The 21374-nt window shown below is 44.3% G+C and carries 17 protein-coding genes; 2 read left to right on the top strand and 15 right to left on the bottom strand.

Going from position 1 to position 21374, the window contains the following annotated elements:
• Positions 1-3 precede the first annotated feature (3 nt).
• The 5 genes from IQ209_RS05155 to purL form a co-directional block, all read right to left on the bottom strand.
• A complete protein-coding gene (locus IQ209_RS05155; protein ID WP_193849610.1) occupies positions 4-1626 on the bottom strand; it encodes an NAD+ synthase in 1623 nt (540 codons plus the stop codon).
• A 107-nt stretch (positions 1627-1733) separates the two neighbouring features.
• A complete protein-coding gene (gene glrR / locus IQ209_RS05150; RefSeq protein ID WP_193849608.1) occupies positions 1734-3071 on the bottom strand; it encodes a two-component system response regulator GlrR in 1338 nt (445 codons plus the stop codon).
• A 2-nt stretch (positions 3072-3073) separates the two neighbouring features.
• On the bottom strand, positions 3074-3934 hold the full coding sequence (gene qseG / locus IQ209_RS05145; RefSeq protein WP_228005728.1) for a two-component system QseEF-associated lipoprotein QseG: 861 nt from the start codon (positions 3932-3934) through the stop codon (positions 3074-3076).
• Between the two features lie 5 nt (positions 3935-3939).
• A complete protein-coding gene (locus IQ209_RS05140) occupies positions 3940-5379 on the bottom strand; it encodes a HAMP domain-containing sensor histidine kinase (RefSeq protein ID WP_193849606.1) in 1440 nt (479 codons plus the stop codon).
• 694 nt (positions 5380-6073) lie between these two features.
• Positions 6074-9958, bottom strand: coding sequence for a phosphoribosylformylglycinamidine synthase (gene purL / locus IQ209_RS05135; RefSeq protein ID WP_193849708.1), 3885 nt, complete (start codon positions 9956-9958; stop codon positions 6074-6076).
• 265 nt (positions 9959-10223) lie between these two features.
• On the opposite strand from purL, the gene mltF reads away from it, so the two are divergent.
• Entirely contained in the window at positions 10224-11756 is a 1533-nt protein-coding gene (gene mltF, locus IQ209_RS05130) for a membrane-bound lytic murein transglycosylase MltF (protein ID WP_193849604.1), read from the top strand.
• Between the two features lie 4 nt (positions 11757-11760).
• Here mltF and tadA read toward each other — a convergent pair whose 3' ends face one another.
• From tadA to IQ209_RS05115, 3 genes are all read right to left on the bottom strand, one after another.
• Positions 11761-12288 carry a tRNA adenosine(34) deaminase TadA gene (gene tadA, locus IQ209_RS05125; protein WP_193849602.1) on the bottom strand — a complete coding sequence of 176 codons (528 nt, stop codon included), beginning with the start codon at positions 12286-12288 and terminating at the stop codon, positions 11761-11763.
• Positions 12289-12492: 204 nt separating this feature from the next.
• The gene (locus IQ209_RS05120) at positions 12493-13398 is read right to left on the bottom strand and encodes a DNA-3-methyladenine glycosylase 2 (protein ID WP_193849600.1); all 906 of its coding nucleotides are present in this window, start codon (positions 13396-13398) and stop codon (positions 12493-12495) included.
• Between the two features lie 87 nt (positions 13399-13485).
• Positions 13486-14133 carry a hypothetical protein gene (locus IQ209_RS05115; RefSeq protein WP_193849598.1) on the bottom strand — a complete coding sequence of 216 codons (648 nt, stop codon included), beginning with the start codon at positions 14131-14133 and terminating at the stop codon, positions 13486-13488.
• A gap of 249 nt (positions 14134-14382) precedes the next feature.
• On the opposite strand from IQ209_RS05115, the gene IQ209_RS05110 reads away from it, so the two are divergent.
• Positions 14383-14643, top strand: a complete 261-nt coding sequence (locus IQ209_RS05110) for a YfhL family 4Fe-4S dicluster ferredoxin (RefSeq protein WP_193849596.1) — start codon at positions 14383-14385, stop codon at positions 14641-14643.
• A 2-nt stretch (positions 14644-14645) separates the two neighbouring features.
• On the opposite strand, the gene acpS is transcribed toward IQ209_RS05110, so the two are convergent.
• The 7 genes from acpS to lepA all read right to left on the bottom strand — a co-directional run bounded on the left by acpS (position 14646) and on the right by lepA (position 21173).
• Complete coding sequence (acpS, locus tag IQ209_RS05105) at positions 14646-15026, bottom strand: holo-ACP synthase (protein WP_193849593.1); 381 nt, start codon at positions 15024-15026, stop codon at positions 14646-14648.
• Positions 15026-15757, bottom strand: coding sequence for a pyridoxine 5'-phosphate synthase (pdxJ, locus tag IQ209_RS05100; RefSeq protein WP_193849591.1), 732 nt, complete (start codon positions 15755-15757; stop codon positions 15026-15028). Before pdxJ ends, acpS begins: the two co-directional genes overlap by 1 nt.
• A gap of 68 nt (positions 15758-15825) precedes the next feature.
• Positions 15826-16563, bottom strand: coding sequence for a DNA repair protein RecO (gene recO, locus IQ209_RS05095; protein ID WP_193849589.1), 738 nt, complete (start codon positions 16561-16563; stop codon positions 15826-15828).
• Between the two features lie 9 nt (positions 16564-16572).
• Entirely contained in the window at positions 16573-17478 is a 906-nt protein-coding gene (gene era / locus IQ209_RS05090) for a GTPase Era (protein WP_193849587.1), read from the bottom strand.
• Positions 17475-18155 (bottom strand): ribonuclease III, encoded by a 681-nt coding sequence (gene rnc / locus IQ209_RS05085; RefSeq protein WP_189760412.1) that lies wholly within the window; start codon positions 18153-18155, stop codon positions 17475-17477. The genes era and rnc overlap by 4 nt, the downstream gene beginning before the upstream one ends.
• Before the next feature lie 227 nt (positions 18156-18382).
• Complete coding sequence (gene lepB / locus IQ209_RS05080) at positions 18383-19354, bottom strand: signal peptidase I (RefSeq protein WP_193849585.1); 972 nt, start codon at positions 19352-19354, stop codon at positions 18383-18385.
• 22 nt (positions 19355-19376) lie between these two features.
• A complete protein-coding gene (gene lepA, locus IQ209_RS05075; protein ID WP_193849583.1) occupies positions 19377-21173 on the bottom strand; it encodes a translation elongation factor 4 in 1797 nt (598 codons plus the stop codon).
• Between the last annotated feature and the right edge of the window lie 201 nt (positions 21174-21374).

Here is a 21374-nt window from a genome sequence, read left to right as displayed (position 1 = left end):
TAATTACCAATTCTTACGTCCGAAACCGGAAGTAATCGGGTAGCGCCGATCTTTACCAAAATCACGCTGCGTAATGCGTGGGCCAATCGGTGCCTGACGACGTTTATATTCATTGATGTCAACCAGTCGGATCACCTTGCGCACAATGGCTTCATCGAAGCCTTCAAATACCAGATCAGCCACTGATTTATCTTTTTCAACATACCCTTCAAGAATCGCATCCAGAATGTCATAGGGAGGAAGGCTGTCCTGATCCAGTTGATTTGGTGCTAACTCCGCTGACGGTGGACGATCAATCACACGCTGAGGAATAGCCGGAGATACGGTATTACGATATTTAGCCAATGCAAATACCATCGTTTTAGGAACATCTTTCAAAGCATTAAAGCCACCCGCCATATCGCCGTACAGGGTTGAGTACCCCACTGCCGATTCACTTTTGTTACTGGTAGTCAATACCAGGCGACGACGCTTGTTAGACATTGCCATTAAAATCACTGCGCGGCAACGTGCCTGTAAATTCTCTTCTGTCGTATCTTTTTCTGTTCCCGCAAACATGGGTTCAAGCTGTGCCATAAACGCATCAAACATGGGTTCGATGGAAACAACGTCAAATTCAACCCCCAGCAATTTGGCTTGTTCTCTGGCATCGTGGATACTCATTTCTGAGGTATAGCGGAATGGCATCATGACCGCCTGCACGTGATCTTTACCTAAAGCATCCACGGCAATCGCCAATGTCAACCCTGAATCAATTCCGCCTGACAAACCAAGCAAAGCACCTTTAAAACCGTTTTTTTGCACATAATCACGTACAGACAGCACCAGCGCCTTATAAATTTGCGCCAGAGGTGGCAATTGAGGGATCGGATTTGCCATGGGTTCAATGTTCATCTCATTGAAACGACATTGCTCAACCTGTTCGTCAAATGCCGCCATGCGATGGGTGATTTCACCATTAGCATCAAAGACCTTAGAACAACCATCAAAGATGAGCTGATCTTGCCCACCCACCTGATTAAGATAAATAATTGGCAAATGAGTACGCTGGCAGTGGGACTTAATTAATGTACCACGGATATTCGGTTTTTCACGATTATAAGGAGAAGCATTAATCGACAAGACGATTTCTGCCCCCGCCTGTTTCAAGGCATCAATGGGGGCATCAAACCACAAATCTTCACAAATCAACAAACCAAGGTTATAACCCTTGAATGGGATAACACAGTTTTGATCACCCGCGTCGAAATAACGCTCTTCATCAAAAACGCCATAGTTTGGCAATAACTGTTTGAAGTAACGAGCCACAATTTCCCCTCGCCAAAACAGGGAAAGTGCGTTGTAAAGTTTGCCATCCTGTTGCCACGGATGCCCTACCAAGATACCAACCTGAGCGCTTGCTTGTTGCAAACGTACCAATTGTTCATGGCAACGCTGATGTAAATCAGAACGGAATAACAAATCTTCAGGAAAATAGCCAGACAGCGCCAGCTCAGAAAACATAACCAGATCAGCGCCTTTTGCCTGCTGCTCCCGAACTGTCTGCAACATACGTTCGCTGTTGCCTTCAATGTCTCCTACCAACCAATTTAACTGGGCAAGAGCGATATTAAGAGTACGACTCATAGAATGCGGCTCTCCTGGGCCATAAATCATCTATCTGCTTTACTGGGTTTTAGCAGCAAAGCAATTTATTTCTATCCAGTGTAAGAATTTTTGCGGTAGCAGAAAAGTTATTCCTTAAAATCGTTAGCATCCAGCTCGTGGCGTGCCAGCAATTTATAAAATTCGGTCCGGTTACGCCCTGCCATACGGGCAGCATGGGTCACATTACCTTTGGTTATCTGCAACAATTTACGCAGGTAATTCAGTTCAAACTGTCCACGGGCTTCCACGAACGTCGGCAATGCCGTATTTTCCCCTTCCAATGCCTGAGTAACCAGAGCATCACTAATGACCGGAGCCATCGTCAATGCCACACACTGTTCGATGACATTAACCAATTGACGAACATTGCCCGGCCAACTTGCTGCCATCAGGCATTTCATGGCCGTAGTGGAAAAACTGCGAACAAAAGGCTTATGGCGTTTGGCAGCGTCACGTAACAGATGATTAGCCAATAGAGGAATATCTTCAGCGCGTTCGTTTAAGGCAGGAATTTTCAAATTAACAACGTTCAATCGATAATAGAGATCTTCCCGAAACTCATTACGTTGCATGGCTTTAGGCAGATCACGGTGGGTTGCAGAAATAATTCTGACATCAATGTCGATATCCCGATTACTCCCCAATGGGCGAATCTTGCGTTCCTGTAGCACTCGCAAAAGCTTAACTTGCAGCGCCATCGGCATATCACCAATCTCATCAAGGAATAATGTTCCTCCTTGCGCCGCTAAAAATAACCCTTCCCGACTGCTGACGGCCCCCGTAAACGCGCCTTTGGCATGACCAAATAATTCAGATTCAAGTAATTGCTCAGGCAAAGCTCCACAGTTAATAGCAATAAAAGGCTTCTTCACTCTGGGACTTGCCCGATGAATAGCTTGAGCCAATACCTCTTTACCGGTTCCACTTTGCCCGTTAATCAGAACACGCACATCGGATTGAGCCACCATCTTTGCCTGTTCCAATAAACGCAACATCAAAGGGCTTCGGGTGACGATTTTTTCGCTCCATTGCCCATCAATGGCTGGCGTTGAGAGTTCCAGTGCATCATCAATGGCTTTATAAAGTGCGTCACGATCAACAGGCTTGGTCAGAAAACTAAATACCCCTTGCTGCGTTGCTGCCACCGCATCAGGAATAGAACCATGTGCAGTCAGAATAATGACAGGCATACCGGGATGCTGTTTCTGGATCTCGGCAAACAGTGCCATACCATCCATTTCATCCATGCGTAAGTCACTGATCACTAAATCTACTTTTTCTCTCGCCAGTATACGTAACGCTTCATGACCACTCTCTGCGGTCGTGACACGAAAGCCTTCACTGGTCAAACGCATTCCCAATAGTTTTAACAAGCCGGGATCATCATCAACTAAAAGAAGATGGGCGGAATTGCGTACTGTCATTATTATTCAGCTCCTTTTTCTTCTGATTTTTCTTCTGAAGGATTGGCTTCCGCGTTTGTGGCGGGTTTCTCTTTCAGTTCTGCTTTATCATCCGGTGACGTGTTCGTATTAGGAGTAGCAACACTACTTTGTTCTTGTTTACGGGAGGAAAGTTGGCGTTCAATATCGGTCAGATTTTCCAGTTTGCGGGACATTGAATGAAGCTCATATTCTAAACGTGCTCGTGTTTCTTTCAGATGATCAATTTTGTTATCACTGTCAGACTGGAAACGCTGGAATTTGGCTCTTTCTTCAGCAAGATTAATTTTCAGATATTGCTGCTCACGCCACAATTGGAGTAATGGCCGTAAAGCGATAGGGAATTGGGCGCTATACTGATTAAAATTTTCCACCGTTTTCCTGCGTTCAGCTAATACAGAAGTTGCCCTGCCAATTAAAATACTTTGCTTAAGCACTTGATGCCAATCAGTCGGCGTCTCTGGGGCAAAACGTTTCGCTGTCTCACGAGCTTCTGCCGAAGACAACCGATCCGTACAATCGATAAATCTCAACCAATAAAGCCCGTTTTCCATCGCCGCAGGCTTCGTGATATCCCAGATTGCATCACAATCCTTAAGACGATAATCGGTGACATTTTGTTCTGGCAGGATAGACTGCGCCAGGGTTGTCAAATTGTCTGATCCACCCGTTTTAACGCATCCTGCCAGCAAATAAGGAACGCACAATAACAATATCGCCCGCAAGCGCAGGGTCGAAGCACGTGCCAAGATAGATGGCCTGACAACCCTTTTTTTCATTGGGTTAGTCACAATATTTTGCTGTTCCGTCTCCGTCATAAAGCGGTAAGTAAACCTGTTATACATATTATTTAGTCATTCTCTGCGGTTAATGGCAGTTCAATTCGAAAACATACATCAGCAAATTCGGATTCTACCAGGCAAAGCTCCCCCTGCATTTGTTTAATGCAATCTTGCGCGATGCTCAAACCAAGGCCGCTTCCTTTAACTGCACCTTTTCGTTGAAGTTTTCCTTGGTAAAATGGTTCGAAGATCATACTTTTCTCTAACTCTGGGATAGGCGTTCCTGTATTGGCAATGTCAATTTGAAGGTTTTTCCCCACTTGCCGACTCGCAATCCAAATGTTACCGGATTCAGCGCCATAGTGCACTGCATTGGAATAGAGATTATCAATCACCCGTGTTAATAAACCAGGCTCTGCCCAACAATAATCCATATCTAATTGAATTTCAGTGTAAATATTTTTTGTCCGCGCCGGCAATTGGTGTGATAATACGACACCATCCACAATTTCTTTTAAAGAAACAATCTGATGTTCGGCAGCGCCATCCGCTAATTTACGGTTATATTCCAGTAATTGCTCAATGAGCTGCTGTAAATGCCTGCTACTGCTATCCAAAATACTGACAACCTCTCTTTGGTCTGCTGTCAGAGGCCCAGCAATTTCGTCAGCCAATAGCTCTGTTCCTTCACGCATACTTGCCAGAGGGGTTTTCAGTTCGTGGGAAATATGGCGTAAAAACTCATGACGCTGAGACTCAAGCCAGGATAAACGCTCACTCAGCCAAATAATGCGTTGGGCCAATGATCGCAATTCCCGTGGTCCTTTAAAGGAATCAATCTGATTTTCCAATGATTGCCCTTCTCCAAGCCGATTGATCATCCGTTCAATGCCTTTTACTGGCCCAATGATCATACGCGTAAACAAGGTTATCAAGAAAGCACTTAACAAGAATAAAATAAGGCTCTGCCAACCGAAAAATTGCCCTTTATCGGCGATATCTTTTTGCAGTTGTTCACCACGGCTAAAAATAATATTACGGGTTTCCTGTACCAACAGATTATTAGCCCTGGAGAATTCTTCAAGTAATTTAGACGAAGTTGCTTCTGGCACCCCATTACTACAAGTAATGTTGCTCAAGCCCGACAGTAATTCATTGAATTTCTTCGTATACTCCGCATTAGCTAACATCGCCATCTGATTACCAAGCATATTCATGTACTGCCGATATTGGCGTTGATAAAGCTTTTCTAGCCGACTATCGCCTAATACACAATATTGGCGGTAACTACGCTCCATCTCAAGGGCGACGCCAACCATCGCTTCGCTACGGCGGGCATCCACCAGCGTTGAACGATTAATCTCAGCAGCCTGGGTACTCAGCTGATCAAGACTTTGATAAGCCTGATAAGCCAAAACCAAGAGTGGCAATAACACCAACCAGAAAGCCATAACAACCAACTGGCGCAATGAACGTGGAAATAAACGCCATTTTTTCAAAGAAATCATCTCATAACCTGTAATGATATTGATGCTACAGTGACTTTTCTCTTATTGAAAATGGTCAAAATAATAGTTGAAAACGGCAGATAATTGAAACAATGAGTCATTGAAAGCGATGCGGATGCATACATAAACAGGGTGGGCTGCAATAATAATGATGGCGGGATAGTAATTTTTTTACCATCCCGCCAGCGAGGATCCTTCATGTGAACATGTAGGCGGTGCCTCACTCCACGTGTCGTCCTGTGTTTGATAAGGCCTGAAGGCGAGTATCATTAAGTTGGACGGTAGGCACCTTACTTTGGCGTCATTCCGGGCTTTATGTGGCATGTTTCCACCCAATTGCGGGCCGACATAAAAAAGTTGAATGAGCAACTGCCCTGTATTATGCACATTACATGCCAACTTACAAAATTATTTTTAATCATTTGATATTATTGAAAATAAATAAAAATATAGATTTATTGCATTTTCTTATCGGTATTTATTCATATTTGATCAGTATAAGTGTCGCCTATTTATGACACCTCACCATAAAAAATATTTTCCAAGTTATATCAACCAATTAAATGTCTCTTTTTTGAGACACCCAAAAACACCTTTGTCGCGGTATGGAGACACAGCAAAAGAAAAGGATTAATAACACCAAAGCGCCAGATAAAAAAACAAAGGCCCTGATGTATTTTCAGGGCCTTTACCGTTAACCTAACTGTTTGCGTGCATTACGGAAAATGCGCATCCACGGACTATCTTCTCCCCATTCCTTAGGATGCCAGGAGTTGCTAACTGTGCGGTATACTCTTTCAGGATGAGGCATCATCACGGTGACTCTGCCGTCGAGGCTGGTCACAGAAGTAATGCCTTTCACCGAACCATTCGGGTTTGCCGGATAGTTTTCTGTCACTGAACCGTAGTTATCCACAAAACGCAATGCGACTTGCTGATGCTTTTCAAGTTCCATCAAACTCAGGTCGTCTCTGAACTCCACCTGCCCTTCACCATGAGCCACTGCGATCGGCAAGCGAGAACCGGCCATATCTTTCAGGAACAATGAAGGGCTGTTTGCTACTTCCACTAAGCTAAAGCGGGCTTCATAGCGTTCTGAACGGTTACGGACAAAGCGCGGCCAGTGTTTTGTGCCAGGGATCAATTCATGCAAGTTAGACATCATTTGACACCCGTTACATACGCCAAGTGCTAAGGTATCCGGCCTTGCGAAGAAACTCGCAAAATCATCACGTACCCGTGGATTAAACAGAATGGACTTCGCCCAACCTTCACCCGCGCCAAGCACATCCCCATATGAGAAGCCACCACAGGCAACCAATGTTTGGAATTGATCTAATGTGATCCGCCCCGCCAATAAGTCACTCATATGAACATCCACCGCCTCAAAGCCTGCCCGGTGGAATGCCGCCGCCATCTCAACATGGGAGTTAACTCCCTGTTCACGCAATACAGCAACGCGCGGGCGCACTTGTTTTGCAATATAGCAAGCAGCGATATCTTCCGCAGGGTTGAAGGTTAATTTCACATTTAAGCCCGGATCATCCACATCCTGTTTTGTCTGATGTTCTTGATCTGCGCACTCTGGGTTATCACGCAGACGCTGCATTTGCCACGTTGTTTCTGCCCACCATAAGCGCAATGTGCTGCGCTTCTGACGATAAACTTCCATATTGCCACTGGAAATCACAAAATCATCGCCCGCCAGGGCCTTACCCAGATAGTGCACACATTCATTTAATCCATAATCTGCCAACAGGTTCTCAATCTGCTCTCTGTCAGTCTCACGAATTTGGATCACCGCACCCAGTTCTTCATTAAATAATGCGGCCAGGATATCTTCATCAAATGCACTGATATCGGCGTGTAAACCGCAGTGGCCGGCAAAAGCCATTTCAGCTAATGTCACTAATAGCCCACCATCCGAACGATCATGGTAAGCCAGTAATTTTTGTTCTGAAATCAAATGCTGGATCGCATTAAAGAAGCCCGCTAATTGCTCGACGTTGCGAACATCTGCGGTTTTATCCCCCAGTTGGCGATAAACCTGCGCCAATGCTGTTCCACCCAGCGCATTTTGCCCTTTACCCAGATCGATCAGCAGCAACGCATTGTCATCTTCAGTAGATAGCTCTGGCGTCACGGTACGGCGCACATCTTCTACTCGTGCGAAGGCACTGATAACCAATGAAAGTGGTGAAGTCATTTCACGCTCTTCCCCATTTTGACGCCAGCGGGTTTTCATTGACATCGAATCCTTGCCAACGGGAATGGTCAACCCCAATGCAGGGCACAACTCCTCACCCACTGCCTTGACGGCGGCATACAAACCCGCATCTTCACCAGTATGACCTGATGCCGACATCCAGTTAGCTGATAACTTCACGCGTTTCAGATCCTGGACATAGGCGCAGGCGATATTGGTCAGAGCTTCACCCACCGCCATACGCGCCGATGCCGCAAAGTCCAATAATGCAATCGGCGCTCGCTCACCCATTGACATGGCTTCGCCATAATAACTGTCCAAACTGGCGGTCGTAACAGCACAATCTGCGACTGGAATTTGCCAAGGGCCAACCATTTGGTCACGGGCAACCATACCAGTGATGGAGCGATCTCCAATCGTAATCAGGAATGTTTTTTCCGCTACGGCAGGCAAATGCAAGACACGTTTTACCGCTTCTGTGAGATCAATACCCTTGCGATCCACACTTTGCCCTTGAGCTTGCAAGACCTGCACATTTTTCACCATCTTTGGCGTCTTACCGAGCAAGATATCTAACGGCATATCGATTGGCTGATTATCAAAATGGTTGTCATTCAATAGCAAATGTCGCTCTTCCGTTGCTTCCCCAATCACGGCATAAGGAGCACGTTCACGACGGCATATTTCTTCAAACAGGGCTAACTGCTCTGGTGCTACCGCCAAAACATAACGTTCCTGGGATTCATTGCACCATAACTGCAATGGGCTCATGCCGGGTTCATCGTTAAGAATATTGCGTAACTCAAAACACCCGCCTCGACCGCCATCATTGACTAATTCAGGCATGGCATTTGACAAACCACCGGCGCCAACGTCATGGATAAATAAAATCGGATTCTTATCCCCCAATTGCCAGCAACTGTCGATAACTTCCTGGCAACGACGCTCCATCTCCGCATTGTCACGCTGCACAGAGGCAAAATCCAAGTCAGCATCAGACTGACCGGATGTCATTGAAGATGCCGCACCGCCCCCTAAACCGATATTCATGCTTGGTCCACCCAACACAATCAATTTTGCGCCGACCGAAATATCCCCTTTCTGGACATGTTCTTCACGGATATTGCCGATCCCGCCTGCCAACATGATGGGCTTGTGATAACCACGCAATTCTGTACCGTTATGGGAACAGACTTTTTCTTCATAGGTTCTGAAATACCCAGCCAATGCCGGACGCCCAAATTCATTATTAAACGCTGCACCGCCTAATGGGCCTTCCAGCATGATATCCAACGCACTGACAATGCGATCAGGTTTACCAAAATCTTCTTCCCACGGTTGTTCAAACCCAGGAATTCTCAAGTTTGAAACTGAAAAACCGACCAGCCCGGCTTTCGGTTTGGCTCCCCGTCCAGTTGCGCCTTCATCACGAATTTCACCACCTGAACCCGTCGCTGCACCAGGCCAAGGCGAAATCGCGGTTGGATGGTTATGAGTTTCCACTTTCATTAAGATATGGGCGGGCTCTTGATGGTAGTCATAAACACCGGTGGAGTCAGGGAAAAAGCGGCCAACATCAGAGCCTTCCATAACCGCTGCGTTATCTTTATAAGCAGAAAGCACGTAATCCGGCGTCTGCTCAAACGTGTTTTTGATCATTTTGAACAAAGACTTGGGTTGAGCCTGACCATCAATAACCCAATCTGCATTGAAAATTTTGTGGCGACAATGCTCAGAATTTGCCTGGGCAAACATATACAGCTCAACATCCGTTGGATTGCGTCCCAACGCCTGAAAAGCTTGCATCAGATAATCAATTTCATCGGTAGCCAGAGCCAGCCCTAATTCAATATTTGCCGATTCCAGTGCTGCCCGCCCTGATTGTAAGATATCAATCTGTTTTAACGGCGCAGGTTGCTGATGAGAAAACAGAACTTCGGCTTGTTCAAACTGAGTGAACACACTTTCCATCATACGATCGTGCAATAAGGCCGACAACGTTTGCCATTGCCCGTCATCCATGCCAATACTCTGAATATAATAGGCAATTCCTCTTTCTAAACGGACAATCTGCTTCAGTCCACAATTGTGGGCAATGTCTGTCGCTTTCGATGACCAAGGGGATATCGTGCCAGGACGCGGAGTGACTAATATGAGGTGTCCTTTAGGCTCAAGTTCAGCCAAAGAGGGGCCATATTTTAATAGCTGATTTAATTTCTCTCGCTCATCGTCCGTGATTGGGGCATTAACTTCTGCAAAATGCACATATTCTGCATAAATGTCGGTAACAGGGAGATGTTGATCTTGACACTGGGAAAGGAGCTTAGTGATACGAAATGCCGATAAAGCGGGTGAGCCACGCAGAATTTCCATAATAATAGGTTCTCTCATCTTAGAAGCAAAGCCTGACTGATGCCTCAGGGAAACTGCAAGCATTATAGAGGAATGTTTCCTCCGACGAAACCGTTTGCGTGGTGATTTATCCACCCAACAATACACTCAATAAAATACCAAAATAGGTTTAATAGGGTTGCACATCCCCCTTTTGTTACGCAAAATTCTCGATTACTGGAAATTTAACCATGCTATTATCTTGCACTTCACACGGTTTTCAATCGTTCGGAAAAGAGATAACTACTTGAATAAAATAAAGATAAATTATTTTGTTATCGTAATTATCGCGCTCCTCTCTGCTGCCATCATCGGCCTTAATATCAATTGGCCCAATAAACAGCAGGAGCAGATAAACAAAATTCTGGCACGAGGAGAGCTACGGGTTAGTACTATCAGCTCTCCTCTGCTCTCTCTTAACAGCAAAAATGAACCAACAGGATTCGACTATGAGTTAATCAAGCGGTTTGCCGATTATCTGGGAGTTAAACTTGTGATTAAGTTTCGTCCCAACATTAAGCAACTTTTTGACGACTTGGAAAACGATAAAGCCGATTTCCTGGCGGCTGGGCTTATCTACAATAAAGACAGGCTAGACCAAACACGTACTGGCCCTGCCTACGCTTCCGTCATACAACAACTGGTTTATCGCAAAGGGGAGGCACGACCACATTCGTTTAGCGATCTAAAAGGTAAACTCATTGTCACGGCAGGTTCAGCCCATGTAAGCGAACTGAAAAAGTGGAAAGAAAAGTCTTATCCTGAGCTAACCTGGGAAGAAACCTCGCGCAAAAATACCCAACAACTGCTTGAGCAACTCTCTGAGGGAAAAATAGACTACACCATCAGCGATTCTCTCAGTTTAGCCTTGCAACAGCGTATTCATCCCAATCTGGCCGTTGCTTTTGATGTCAGTGAAGAAAGTCCCCTGACCTGGTATCTAAAGCGCGATAGTGATTATAGTCTCTACTCTGCCATGCTCGATTTTTTCAGTATGTTGACTGAAAACGGCATTATGTCGCGGCTACAAGAAAAATATTTCAGTCATGTCGGTTCATTCGATTATTTCGACACTATTTCATTTATTCGTGCCATCAATAAGCTCTTACCAACTTATCAGCCAATTTTTCAACAATACGCGGGATCGCTTGATTGGCAATTGGTGGCGGCCATTGCATGGCAAGAATCACATTGGGACCCACAAGCCACTTCACCGACTGGTGTTCGTGGATTGATGATGCTCACCCGCCCAACAGCAGAATGGGCTGGAATTCATGATCGGCTGGATCCAGAAGAGAGTGTAAAAGGAGGAATGGCTTATCTGAACTACCTGATGGAGCGTTTGCCAAAAACCATTCCTGAAGATGAGCGCATTTGGTTTGCCCTTGCCGCTTACAACATGGGGTATGGGCACCTTCTTGATGCCCGTAAGTTAACAGCGGCGCAAAAAAGTAATCCAGACAGTTGGCTGGATGTTAAAACGCGTCTTCCCTTGCTCAGCAAGAAAAAATATTACGCCAATACAACATATGGTTATGCCCGTGGCTATGAAGCTTATCGCTACGTTGAAAATATTCGGCGTTACTATTTGAGCCTGGAGGGATACCTTAGGGCAAAAGCCAACCGCGAGAAAGTGGAAGGGAGTGAAGTGGCAACGGATACTACTATCACTCCTCCCCAAGCTGAAAATGACAAAATAACAGGCAATAACGTTGAATCTCACGAAAAAGCGTCGGAGAATAAAACACCGACGCAATCTGAAACAACCATTAAGCCCTAATTGATTAGGGCATTTCCTGTTGCTGAGCTTTCATTTTTTTCAACGCCTTATGCTGCTCCCTGCGTTGTTTAAAAAAAGCACTCAACATAGTGGAGCACTCTTCCGCCAAAACACCGCCGATAATGTCAATTTGGTGATTCATGCCTGGATGGCGCAAGATATCAATCAATGAGCCTGCCGCTCCCGTTTTCATATCGCTGGCACCATAAACTAACCGTTGTATCCGGCTGTGTACCATCGCACCTGCGCACATGACACAAGGCTCTAAGGTGACATACAGTGTCGTATTTAACAAACGATAATTCTGCAATTGCCTCCCGCCCTGCCGTAACGCAATAATTTCTGCATGGGCGGTAGGATCATGGTCAGTGATTGGGTGGTTAAATCCCTCAGCTATCACCTTATTATCAGCTACCAATACAGCACCAACAGGAATTTCTCCCTTGGCCTGTGCTTGCATGGCTAAATCTATTGCCCGACGCATCCAATATTCATCACTAAAATTTTCGGTCACTGTATCTATTTCTGTCACTGCCCATTCTCTTGCTTATAAAAATTCTGCCTATTATACCCAATGACCTCAATCTGCTAGTTCAATCTCATCAAGAAAAGCATCAAGGAACAATTTCGTCCGCGCTGTCCTTTCACTCACCGTTTTTCTACCGGATACCGTCTGAAACCTTGATTCAATTTTATCTTGCCAGTCAAAGCACCTGACAAGGAAGTTCGGATGGTATTAATATCCACTACTGGATTGCTGTTGCCATAAGTGCGCGCCCACCAACGCTTTCCAGGGAGAAAAATCTGCCAACCATTTTTCCGCCTGTTCCGCACTCACTTTGTTTTCCTGGCTGAGCAAATATTGGAGATTACGCCTGACGGCAACATCACCATGTAGTGAACCATCCAGATAATTGAATCCCCGTAGCAAAGCATAATTCACTGTCCATATGCCGATGCCCTTGATAGCAAGTAAACCCTCTGTCAGTCGTTTTATTTCATTTTCTCTTTCTGAAATATTGAGTTCCAACTCTCCTGAGTTAATCAATTGGCAAACATTCAATAAGGCATTGGCTTTACCCACAGACAAACCACACTGACGGAGATCATGCTGCGAATATTGCATAACCTGATTATAATTCGGGAAACACAGTAACCCAGAAGAGTGCTGACGCCCCACCGCCTGAATAAAACGCCGTCTAATGGAAATTGCAGCGCTTAAACTAATTTGTTGCCCAATAATCGCCCAACTAAGCGCTTCAAAAGCTGTCGCGGACTGATAAATGCGTAAGCCCGTTTGTCTGTTAACCAATTCTCCAATAACAGGATGATCTTGATAGATAGATTCAAATATATCGACAGATTGTTTTAAACCAAGCATATGGGAGGCTAACGTCGATAACGCTTCACGTTGTGAAGAACAATCTTTACCACCATCAATATCAAGCTGTATTTTCGCTCTATTCTTTTCTATTGTGATGGTTAAAAGAGACGGATTTTCATACCAAATAATCCCTTTTTTTATTTGATTATATTGTACTATTTCAGAAACGCCCATTTCATCCCGCTGATGAAAGGCCAAAAAATCGTTCGTGTGATAATTATTGGGTAATATAACTTCCGTTAAGCAGCTTGATTTCATTGGGATAGCTCCAGAAGACACGCGAAATGAATATCACTATCTAACAGACTTTAAGTTTAGATACAATGACAATTCAATAAATACCGTCTATAAAGAAACATCATCGATTTTATATTTAATTAATTCCTTATTTAATTTTTTTATTTGATATTTTGATGGGCTTAATATTGATAGATAAATACCAATCGCCATCAGTAAAATCATACTTAACATGACTAAAAAGAAATCTAAAGCATTACTAATGGTATTACTCAAGGCATCAACTTTGAACAAAAATGCTACCAATACAACGAATGCCAATGTAAAAAAATACGTTGAAAATACTCTTTCAAAACAATAAGTAAAATAATAATAAGGACCAATATTAACTTGTACCACGCCAGAATTTAATACAGTATATGCTTTCAACTTTTTAAGAACATCCATATATTCCGGGCTCAACCCATCTTGTTTTAGCTTAATAAATATCTTTCTAAATTTATCAGATTTTATCTTTGTAACATCAAACATTATTTCAGATGCAATTTGATGTTTAATATATTCTTTACTCAAATCATCTAAATAAACATTATATTCATTGAGATATTTGATATACTTTATGGCCTTTCTCTCTCTAAACACACACACATCGGCATAAAGCTTCTTTAATACAGACAGAATAATACCAATAAAAGTCCCAATAGATCCCAAGACTTTCACGATATCATTGCCATGTTTTACGATGTATTCAAGCATGTTTTTACTCTAACGTATTGAAAACATATTTAAGTATATACCATGATAAAAGTATTGGACTGCTTTCTAATGTGTTAATATCTACCCCAGATAGCTTTTCTTTGCACAATGCATTTAGTTGTAACCATGTTTTGTAAGATGTATTTTTTGTAAATATATTGTATGTAATAACAAAGGATGGTCTGGAGCAACAAATCAGGAAGAATTAAGTCTGCAACTTAAAAGACTTAATTGATGTAAGAGGTTGAAATGGCACTATTAATTACCAAACGCTGCATTAATTGTGATATGTGTGAACCCGAATGCCCTAATCAGGCCATCACAATGGGCGAAGAGATCTACGAAATTGAGCCTGAACGCTGTACCGAATGTATCGGGCATTACGAAAAGCCAACTTGCCAATCCGTCTGCCCCATCACGAACACCATTATCCTTGACCCTAACCATCAGGAAACTGAAGAGCAGTTATGGGATAAGTTTGTGCTCCTGCATCATGCTGATAAGATCTGAATTTAATTTTCCAATATCACCGTCGCACAGGCATAACGCCGTTCATCTGCCAGTGTGACATGCATGGATTTTACCCCCAGTTTGTTAGCCAGCACTTCGGCCTCTCCATGAAGTTTCAACGTGGGTTTTCCCAGTGGATCGTTAATCACTTCAAATTGATTAAAGGCCAGTCCATTGCGGATACCTGTTCCAAAAGCTTTAGCGGCCGCTTCCTTGACCGCAAACCGTTTTGCAAGGAAGCGGACAGGCTGGTTATGCTGTTGATATTGCTGCCATTCCCTATCACTCAGAACTCGCCTTGCCAGACGTTCGCCTGAACGCCCAACAATTTCTTCAATGCGGGATATTTCAACAATATCTGTGCCTAATCCAAGAATGGCCATTAACGGCGGGCTTCCCGTAACAAAGTTTTCATATCCGCAACAGCCGCAGATAAGCCACTGAATACAGCACGGCCAATAATGGCATGTCCTATATTCAATTCATAAATTTCAGGTAAGGCTGCAATACGCTGCACATTGTGATAGGTCAAACCGTGGCCTGCATTAACTTTAAGCCCTTTCGCGGCTGCATAGGTTACGGCTTCTTTGATACGCTGAAACTCTTTTTCCTGCTGTCTCTCATTCTCTGCATCTGCATACGCACCCGTGTGAATTTCAATAAATGGCGCCCCAACTTCGACAGCTGCATCAATTTGTTGGTGATCCGCATCAATGAACAAAGACACTAAAATCCCTGCTTCTGATAAAGTCTTCACAGCCGCAGCAATGTGTTCTTTTTGTCCAAACACATCCAGTCCACCTTCAGTTGTGACCTCTTGACGCTTTTCAGGCACTAAGCAACAGAAAGCAGGTTTGATTTGGCAAGCAATCCCCACCATCTCATCTGTCACCGCCATCTCAAGGTTCATCCGGGTTTGGATTGTGTTTTTTAATAATTGAACATCTCTGTCAGTAATATGGCGGCGATCTTCACGTAGGTGAACCGTTATACCATCTGCTCCCGCTTGCTCTGCAACAAATGCTGCCTGAACGGGATCGGGATACTGTGTCCCACGGGCATTACGCAAGGTTGCAATGTGATCAATGTTGATACCTAACAATACCTCAGCCATTTTTAGCTCCTGCAATAACATAAGATTCAATAAAGTCTACACTCTTCGTCATGAAAAGGTGGCTTACTTTAGTTTTCATTTTTCTTGTTGGGGTTATCAGTTTTTTTACGTACGAATTGACGAAATAGCTCACGGCTTTTTAACGGTTTTCCCCCCAGATAAGGTTTCAAGGCAATGCGAGTGAAACGCTTTGCCGCTTTCAAGGTCACCTGATCGGGAAATTCGCTATTTGCCAGTGCCTTGAGTTCATAACCTGTAAAACTGTAGTGATCCACAACCAAACTGGCGATAAACCCTTTTTCTTCACGATAACGGTAAGTCATAGTATCCGATACAGGTTCACCACTTCCTGCACAATGCAGATAATCGACTCCGTATCCCATATTGGTTAGTAGCGCTAATTCAAAACGACGCAATGCACATTCTGGTGTGTATTCACTCGCTGCAAGCGCTTGTAAACATTGGAGGTAATCAAAAAAAAGTGCGGGATATGCCGCTCCTTGCTCAAGGAGTCTGGACAAGAGTTCATTCACATACAAACCGCTATAGAGCACACTTCCCGTTAAGGGAAGAGCCAATGAGATAGGTTCTGCGTCTCTTAATGTCTTGATTTCACCCCGTCCACTCCAACGAATAAGCAGCGGGGTGAAAGGTTGCAAGCAACCTTTTAGGTTGGAGCGACGGCTGCGCGCCCCTTTCGCTAAAACACGTACCCGCCCTTCATGTTCAGTAAAAAAATCCAGCAATAAACTGGTTTCACTGTAAGGGCGCCCGTGAAGCACAAAGGCTCTCTGCCAGCCGTCCACAAATCAGCCTTATAAGTCGTCGACGTAACCGAGGCTACGCAGCGCCCGTTCGTCATCAGCCCAACCGGATTTCACTTTTACCCACAATTCCAAATGGACTTTCATATCAAACAGCTTTTCCATATCTTGACGAGCTTCTATGCCAATCTTCTTGATTTTGCTGCCTTTATTGCCAATCACCATTTTCTTCTGGCCATCACGCTCTACCAGAATCAAACCGTGGATGGTATAGCCTCCACGTTCATTGGTAACAAATTGCTCAATTTCCACTGTCACAGAATAGGGGAGTTCATCGCCCAAAAAACGCATCAGTTTTTCACGGATGATTTCTGATGCCATAAAACGCTGTGAGCGATCAGTAATGTAATCCTCAGGGAAGTGATGATCTGCCTGTGGCATATGATCATGTACGATGTTGGCAATAGTATCGACATTCATGCCTTTTTCGGCGCTAATCGGCACAACATCGAGAAAATTCATCTGTTGGCTAAGAAAACCGATATGTGGCAGAAGAAGGGTTTTATCCGTTACATTGTCCACTTTATTAATAGCCAGTAAGACAGGACAACGCAAATGACGTAACTTATTCACCACCATTTCATCATCGGGTGTCCAATGCGTACCTTCCACAACAAAAATAACCAGTTCGACATCACCAATAGAGCTGCTCGCCGCACGGTTCATCAGGCGGTTTATCGCCCGCTTTTCTTCAATATGCAGACCCGGTGTATCAACATAGATGGTTTGGTAAGCCCCTTCCGTATGGATCCCCATGATGCGATGCCGCGTCGTTTGAGGTTTACGGGAAGTGATGGATACTTTTTGGCCCAATAACTGATTCAATAACGTTGATTTACCAACATTAGGCCGACCGACTATTGCAACGAATCCGCAATAGTTTTTTTCTTCGCTCATTCAAGCTCCAGTTGTTTTAATGCTTGTTCCGCAGCCGCCTGCTCTGCCTTGCGGCGACTGGAACCGACTCCTCTGACCGGTTGTTCAAATCCACTGACCTGACAGTGAATTGTAAATTCCTGATCATGGGCTTCCCCACGAACCTGAACAACCAGATATGTAGGCAACGGCAGATGACGCCCTTGCAAATATTCTTGTAAACGTGTTTTCGGATCTTTTTGCTTATCGCCTGGGCTAATTTCATTCAAACGGGTTTCATACCAATTCAGGATAATCTTTTCGACTGTCTGAATATCGCTATCAAGAAAAATAGCGCCGATTAAGGCTTCAATGCTATCCGCTAAAATGGATTCGCGACGATGTCCTCCACTCTTTAACTCACCCGGCCCCAAACGCAGACATTCACCTAACTCAAATTCCCTGGCTAGCTCTGCCAGAGTATTACCACGCACCAATGTTGCCCGCATGCGGCTCATGTCCCCTTCATCAACACGGGGAAAACGATGGTAAAGGGCATTAGCAATGACAAAACTCAGGATTGAGTCACCAAGAAATTCCAAACGTTCATTATGCTTACTGCTGGCACTGCGGTGAGTCAATGCTTGAAGCAACAAATCGTGCTGTTTAAAGCTATATCCTAGCTTATGTTGTAACCGGTTCGTTATTATGGGGTTCATGTGCTACCAATTCAGTTAGAATTCATCAAATAAAAAGCACACGCAACAGACCTGTGAGGCGATATTAACCCGCAATTTCTCTTGGGGATATTTTTGCGGTATGCCTTACAAAACTGTTGCGTTTGCACTGGCTCCCAAAGTATTCATCCTCTTCAGGAGCCAGTCATCTCGTTTGAAAGAATATTCTACACTGTGAGATAAATTAATGCTGCGCTAATCTATAAATATTAGTGAATTCCACCAATTCGACTGAAACGCACGCCAGTAGGCCATTCACCTTCCTGTTTTTCAAAGCTCATCCAAATGGCGGTTGCACGGCCTACCAGATTTTTCTCCGGTACAAATCCCCATGAACGACTATCATCACTATTGTCACGGTTATCGCCCATGGCAAAATATTGTCCCTTAGGAACAACCCAAGTCCCCATTGGCAAGCCTTCTTGAGAGAAACCAGGGAAACGCTGTATGACAGGAATAGTCAAAATATGGTGTGGCACATTACCTAAAGTTTCGACTCTTTCGCCCTGGCGAAGAGCGTGTGGCCCTACTGGTTCATTAACAGGAACTTGATAAACACCACTTATACGAACGCCTTCTGGTGTCACATTTTCTTTTATTGTCCATTCACTTGGGAACACATTCCGGTAAGTAACCGGTAAATCGCCCTTACATTGCGTATTCCAGCCACAACCAGGGTAAACCTGAAGCTCTTTATTGACGTAATCGTAAACGATCTTATCCCCAGGCAAGCCAATAATTCGTTTTACAAAATCTATGCTTGGGTTCTTCGGATATTTGAAAACCGCAATATCTCCACGCTTAGGCTCGCCAGTCTTAATTAAGGTTGTTTGCGTAATGGGATCTTTTAAACCATAAGCAAATTTTTCAACCAGAATGAAATCCCCGATCAACAATGTCGGCATCATTGAACCAGAAGGGATCTGAAAAGGTTCATAAACGAAAGAGCGCAGAACCAACACAATGGCTAACACTGGAAAGACAGATGCAAGTGTTTCAAACCATGAAGGTTTGTTAAATCCTTTAGCCAAAGCTTCCTGAGCTTCTGCTCCTGTCGCCTGTTCCTGAATATGAGCAAGTTTTTTCTTACGTTCAGGTGCGAACTTAAATCGCTCTATGCACCAGAGAATACCGGTGATTAACGTTGCTAACGTTAATATCAAGGCAAAAGTGTTAGCCATTTGAACTCCTTACGACCTTGTGTTAATTATCTTTGCCAACATGCAGAATCGCTAAGAAGGCTTCCTGCGGCAGTTCAACATTTCCGACCTGCTTCATGCGTTTTTTACCTTCTTTCTGTTTCTGCAATAACTTTTTCTTACGACTGACGTCACCACCATAACATTTCGCCAATACGTTTTTACGTAATTGCTTAACGGTAGCACGCGCAATAATGTGAGTTCCTATGGCAGCCTGAATGGCAATGTCAAATTGCTGGCGTGGGATCAGCTCTTTCATTTTTTCCACCAGCTCACGTCCACGGTACTGGGAATTGTCACGGTGAGTAATCAACGCTAGGGCATCAACACGCTCACCGTTGATCAAAACATCCACACGGACCATGTCTGAGTCCTGGAAGCGGATAAAATTGTAATCCAACGAGGCGTAACCACGGGATGTTGATTTCAAGCGATCAAAGAAATCCAGAACCACTTCAGCCATTGGAATTTCATAAGTCAGCGCAACCTGATTACCGTGATAAACCATATTTGTCTGCACACCGCGTTTTTCTACGCAAAGTGTAATAACGTTACCAAGGTACTCTTTCGGCAACAACATGTGACATTCTGCAATCGGTTCACGCAGCTCCTCAATATTGTTTAATGGTGGCAACTTGGATGGACTATCAACATAGATAATATCACCACTGGTTGTCTCAACTTCATAAACAACTGTTGGCGCCGTTGTGATCAAATCGAGATCATATTCACGTTCCAGGCGTTCCTGAATGATTTCCATGTGCAGCAAGCCAAGGAAGCCACAGCGAAAACCAAAGCCCAACGCAGTCGAACTTTCTGGTTCGTAGAATAATGACGCATCATTTAAGCTCAGTTTGCCCAACGCATCACGGAATGCTTCATAGTCATCAGAGCTTACCGGGAACAGACCAGCATAAACTTGCGGTTTGACCTTTTTAAAACCAGGCAGGGCTTTTTCCGCAGGTTGACGAGCCGTTGTCAGCGTATCCCCAACGGGTGCCCCAAGAATATCTTTGATGGCGCAGACCAACCAGCCTACTTCACCACAATTCAACACATCACGATCAATACGTTTCGGTGTGAAGATACCCAGTCGGTCAGCGTTGTATACCTGTCCGGTGCTCATTACCTTAATTTTGTCACCTTTACGCAACGTACCGTTTTTAATACGGACAAGTGAAACAACACCAAGGTAATTATCAAACCATGAGTCAATAATCAGGGCCTGTAATGGCGCATCAGGATCGCCTTTTGGTGGCGGTATCTCTTCCACCAGACGTTCAATAACATCCTGTACGCCCACCCCCGTTTTTGCAGAACAACGAACTGCATTGGTTGCATCAATACCAACAATGTCTTCGATTTCTTCAGCGACACGCTCTGGTTCAGCCGCAGGAAGGTCAATTTTATTCAGAACTGGAACGACTTCCAGATCCATTTCAATGGCGGTATAGCAGTTAGCCAATGTCTGGGCTTCAACTCCCTGGCCTGCATCAACAACCAGCAAGGCACCTTCACAAGCAGCCAGTGAACGGGAAACTTCGTAAGAGAAGTCAACATGCCCTGGCGTATCGATAAAGTTTAATTGGTAGATTTGCCCGTCATTCGCCTTGTAATCAAGGGTTACACTTTGTGCTTTGATCGTGATCCCACGTTCACGCTCAAGATCCATTGAATCCAGTACTTGTGCTGCCATTTCGCGATCAGACAGACCACCACAGATTTGAATAATCCGATCAGAGAGCGTGGACTTACCATGGTCAATGTGGGCGATAATGGAGAAATTTCTTATTTGCTTCATTATTAAATCTTTTTTGCCTTAATATTTCTGAATCATTCGCCTATGGACACATTGATGGACATAAAGCGACAGTTTATTGGTTCGGCCACTGGCCTGAGGAGCTGTATTCTACATGTCAATCCCGTGAAAACCAAACCCGTGAAAACTTAGCTATGCCTGTCGTTTTCAGTATGACCCAGTCGTTTTCAGTAATGATAAATT

This window comes from Xenorhabdus sp. BG5, assembly GCF_015163665.1.
GTDB lineage: Bacteria > Pseudomonadota > Gammaproteobacteria > Enterobacterales > Enterobacteriaceae > Xenorhabdus.
Note: the sequence above shows the minus strand (reverse complement) of the source record. Positions and strands in the feature narration are given on the sequence as shown.

Excerpts from the sequence above, each read along its gene's own strand:
- IQ209_RS05155 (WP_193849610.1), bottom strand. The coding sequence starts at position 1,626 with ATGAGTCGTACTCTTAATATCGCTCTTGCCCAGTTAAATTGGTTGGTA.
- glrR (WP_193849608.1), bottom strand. The coding sequence starts at position 3,071 with ATGACAGTACGCAATTCCGCCCATCTTCTTTTAGTTGATGATGATCCC.
- qseG (WP_228005728.1), bottom strand. The coding sequence starts at position 3,934 with ATGTATAACAGGTTTACTTACCGCTTTATGACGGAGACGGAACAGCAA.
- IQ209_RS05140 (WP_193849606.1), bottom strand. The coding sequence starts at position 5,379 with ATGATTTCTTTGAAAAAATGGCGTTTATTTCCACGTTCATTGCGCCAG.
- purL (WP_193849708.1), bottom strand. The coding sequence starts at position 9,958 with ATGGAAATTCTGCGTGGCTCACCCGCTTTATCGGCATTTCGTATCACT.
- IQ209_RS05120 (WP_193849600.1), bottom strand. The coding sequence starts at position 13,398 with ATGAAATCAAGCTGCTTAACGGAAGTTATATTACCCAATAATTATCAC.
- IQ209_RS05115 (WP_193849598.1), bottom strand. The coding sequence starts at position 14,133 with ATGCTTGAATACATCGTAAAACATGGCAATGATATCGTGAAAGTCTTG.
- IQ209_RS05110 (WP_193849596.1), top strand. The coding sequence starts at position 14,383 with ATGGCACTATTAATTACCAAACGCTGCATTAATTGTGATATGTGTGAA.
- acpS (WP_193849593.1), bottom strand. The coding sequence starts at position 15,026 with ATGGCCATTCTTGGATTAGGCACAGATATTGTTGAAATATCCCGCATT.
- pdxJ (WP_193849591.1), bottom strand. The coding sequence starts at position 15,757 with ATGGCTGAGGTATTGTTAGGTATCAACATTGATCACATTGCAACCTTG.
- era (WP_193849587.1), bottom strand. The coding sequence starts at position 17,478 with ATGAGCGAAGAAAAAAACTATTGCGGATTCGTTGCAATAGTCGGTCGG.
- rnc (WP_189760412.1), bottom strand. The coding sequence starts at position 18,155 with ATGAACCCCATAATAACGAACCGGTTACAACATAAGCTAGGATATAGC.
- lepB (WP_193849585.1), bottom strand. The coding sequence starts at position 19,354 with ATGGCTAACACTTTTGCCTTGATATTAACGTTAGCAACGTTAATCACC.
- lepA (WP_193849583.1), bottom strand. The coding sequence starts at position 21,173 with ATGAAGCAAATAAGAAATTTCTCCATTATCGCCCACATTGACCATGGT.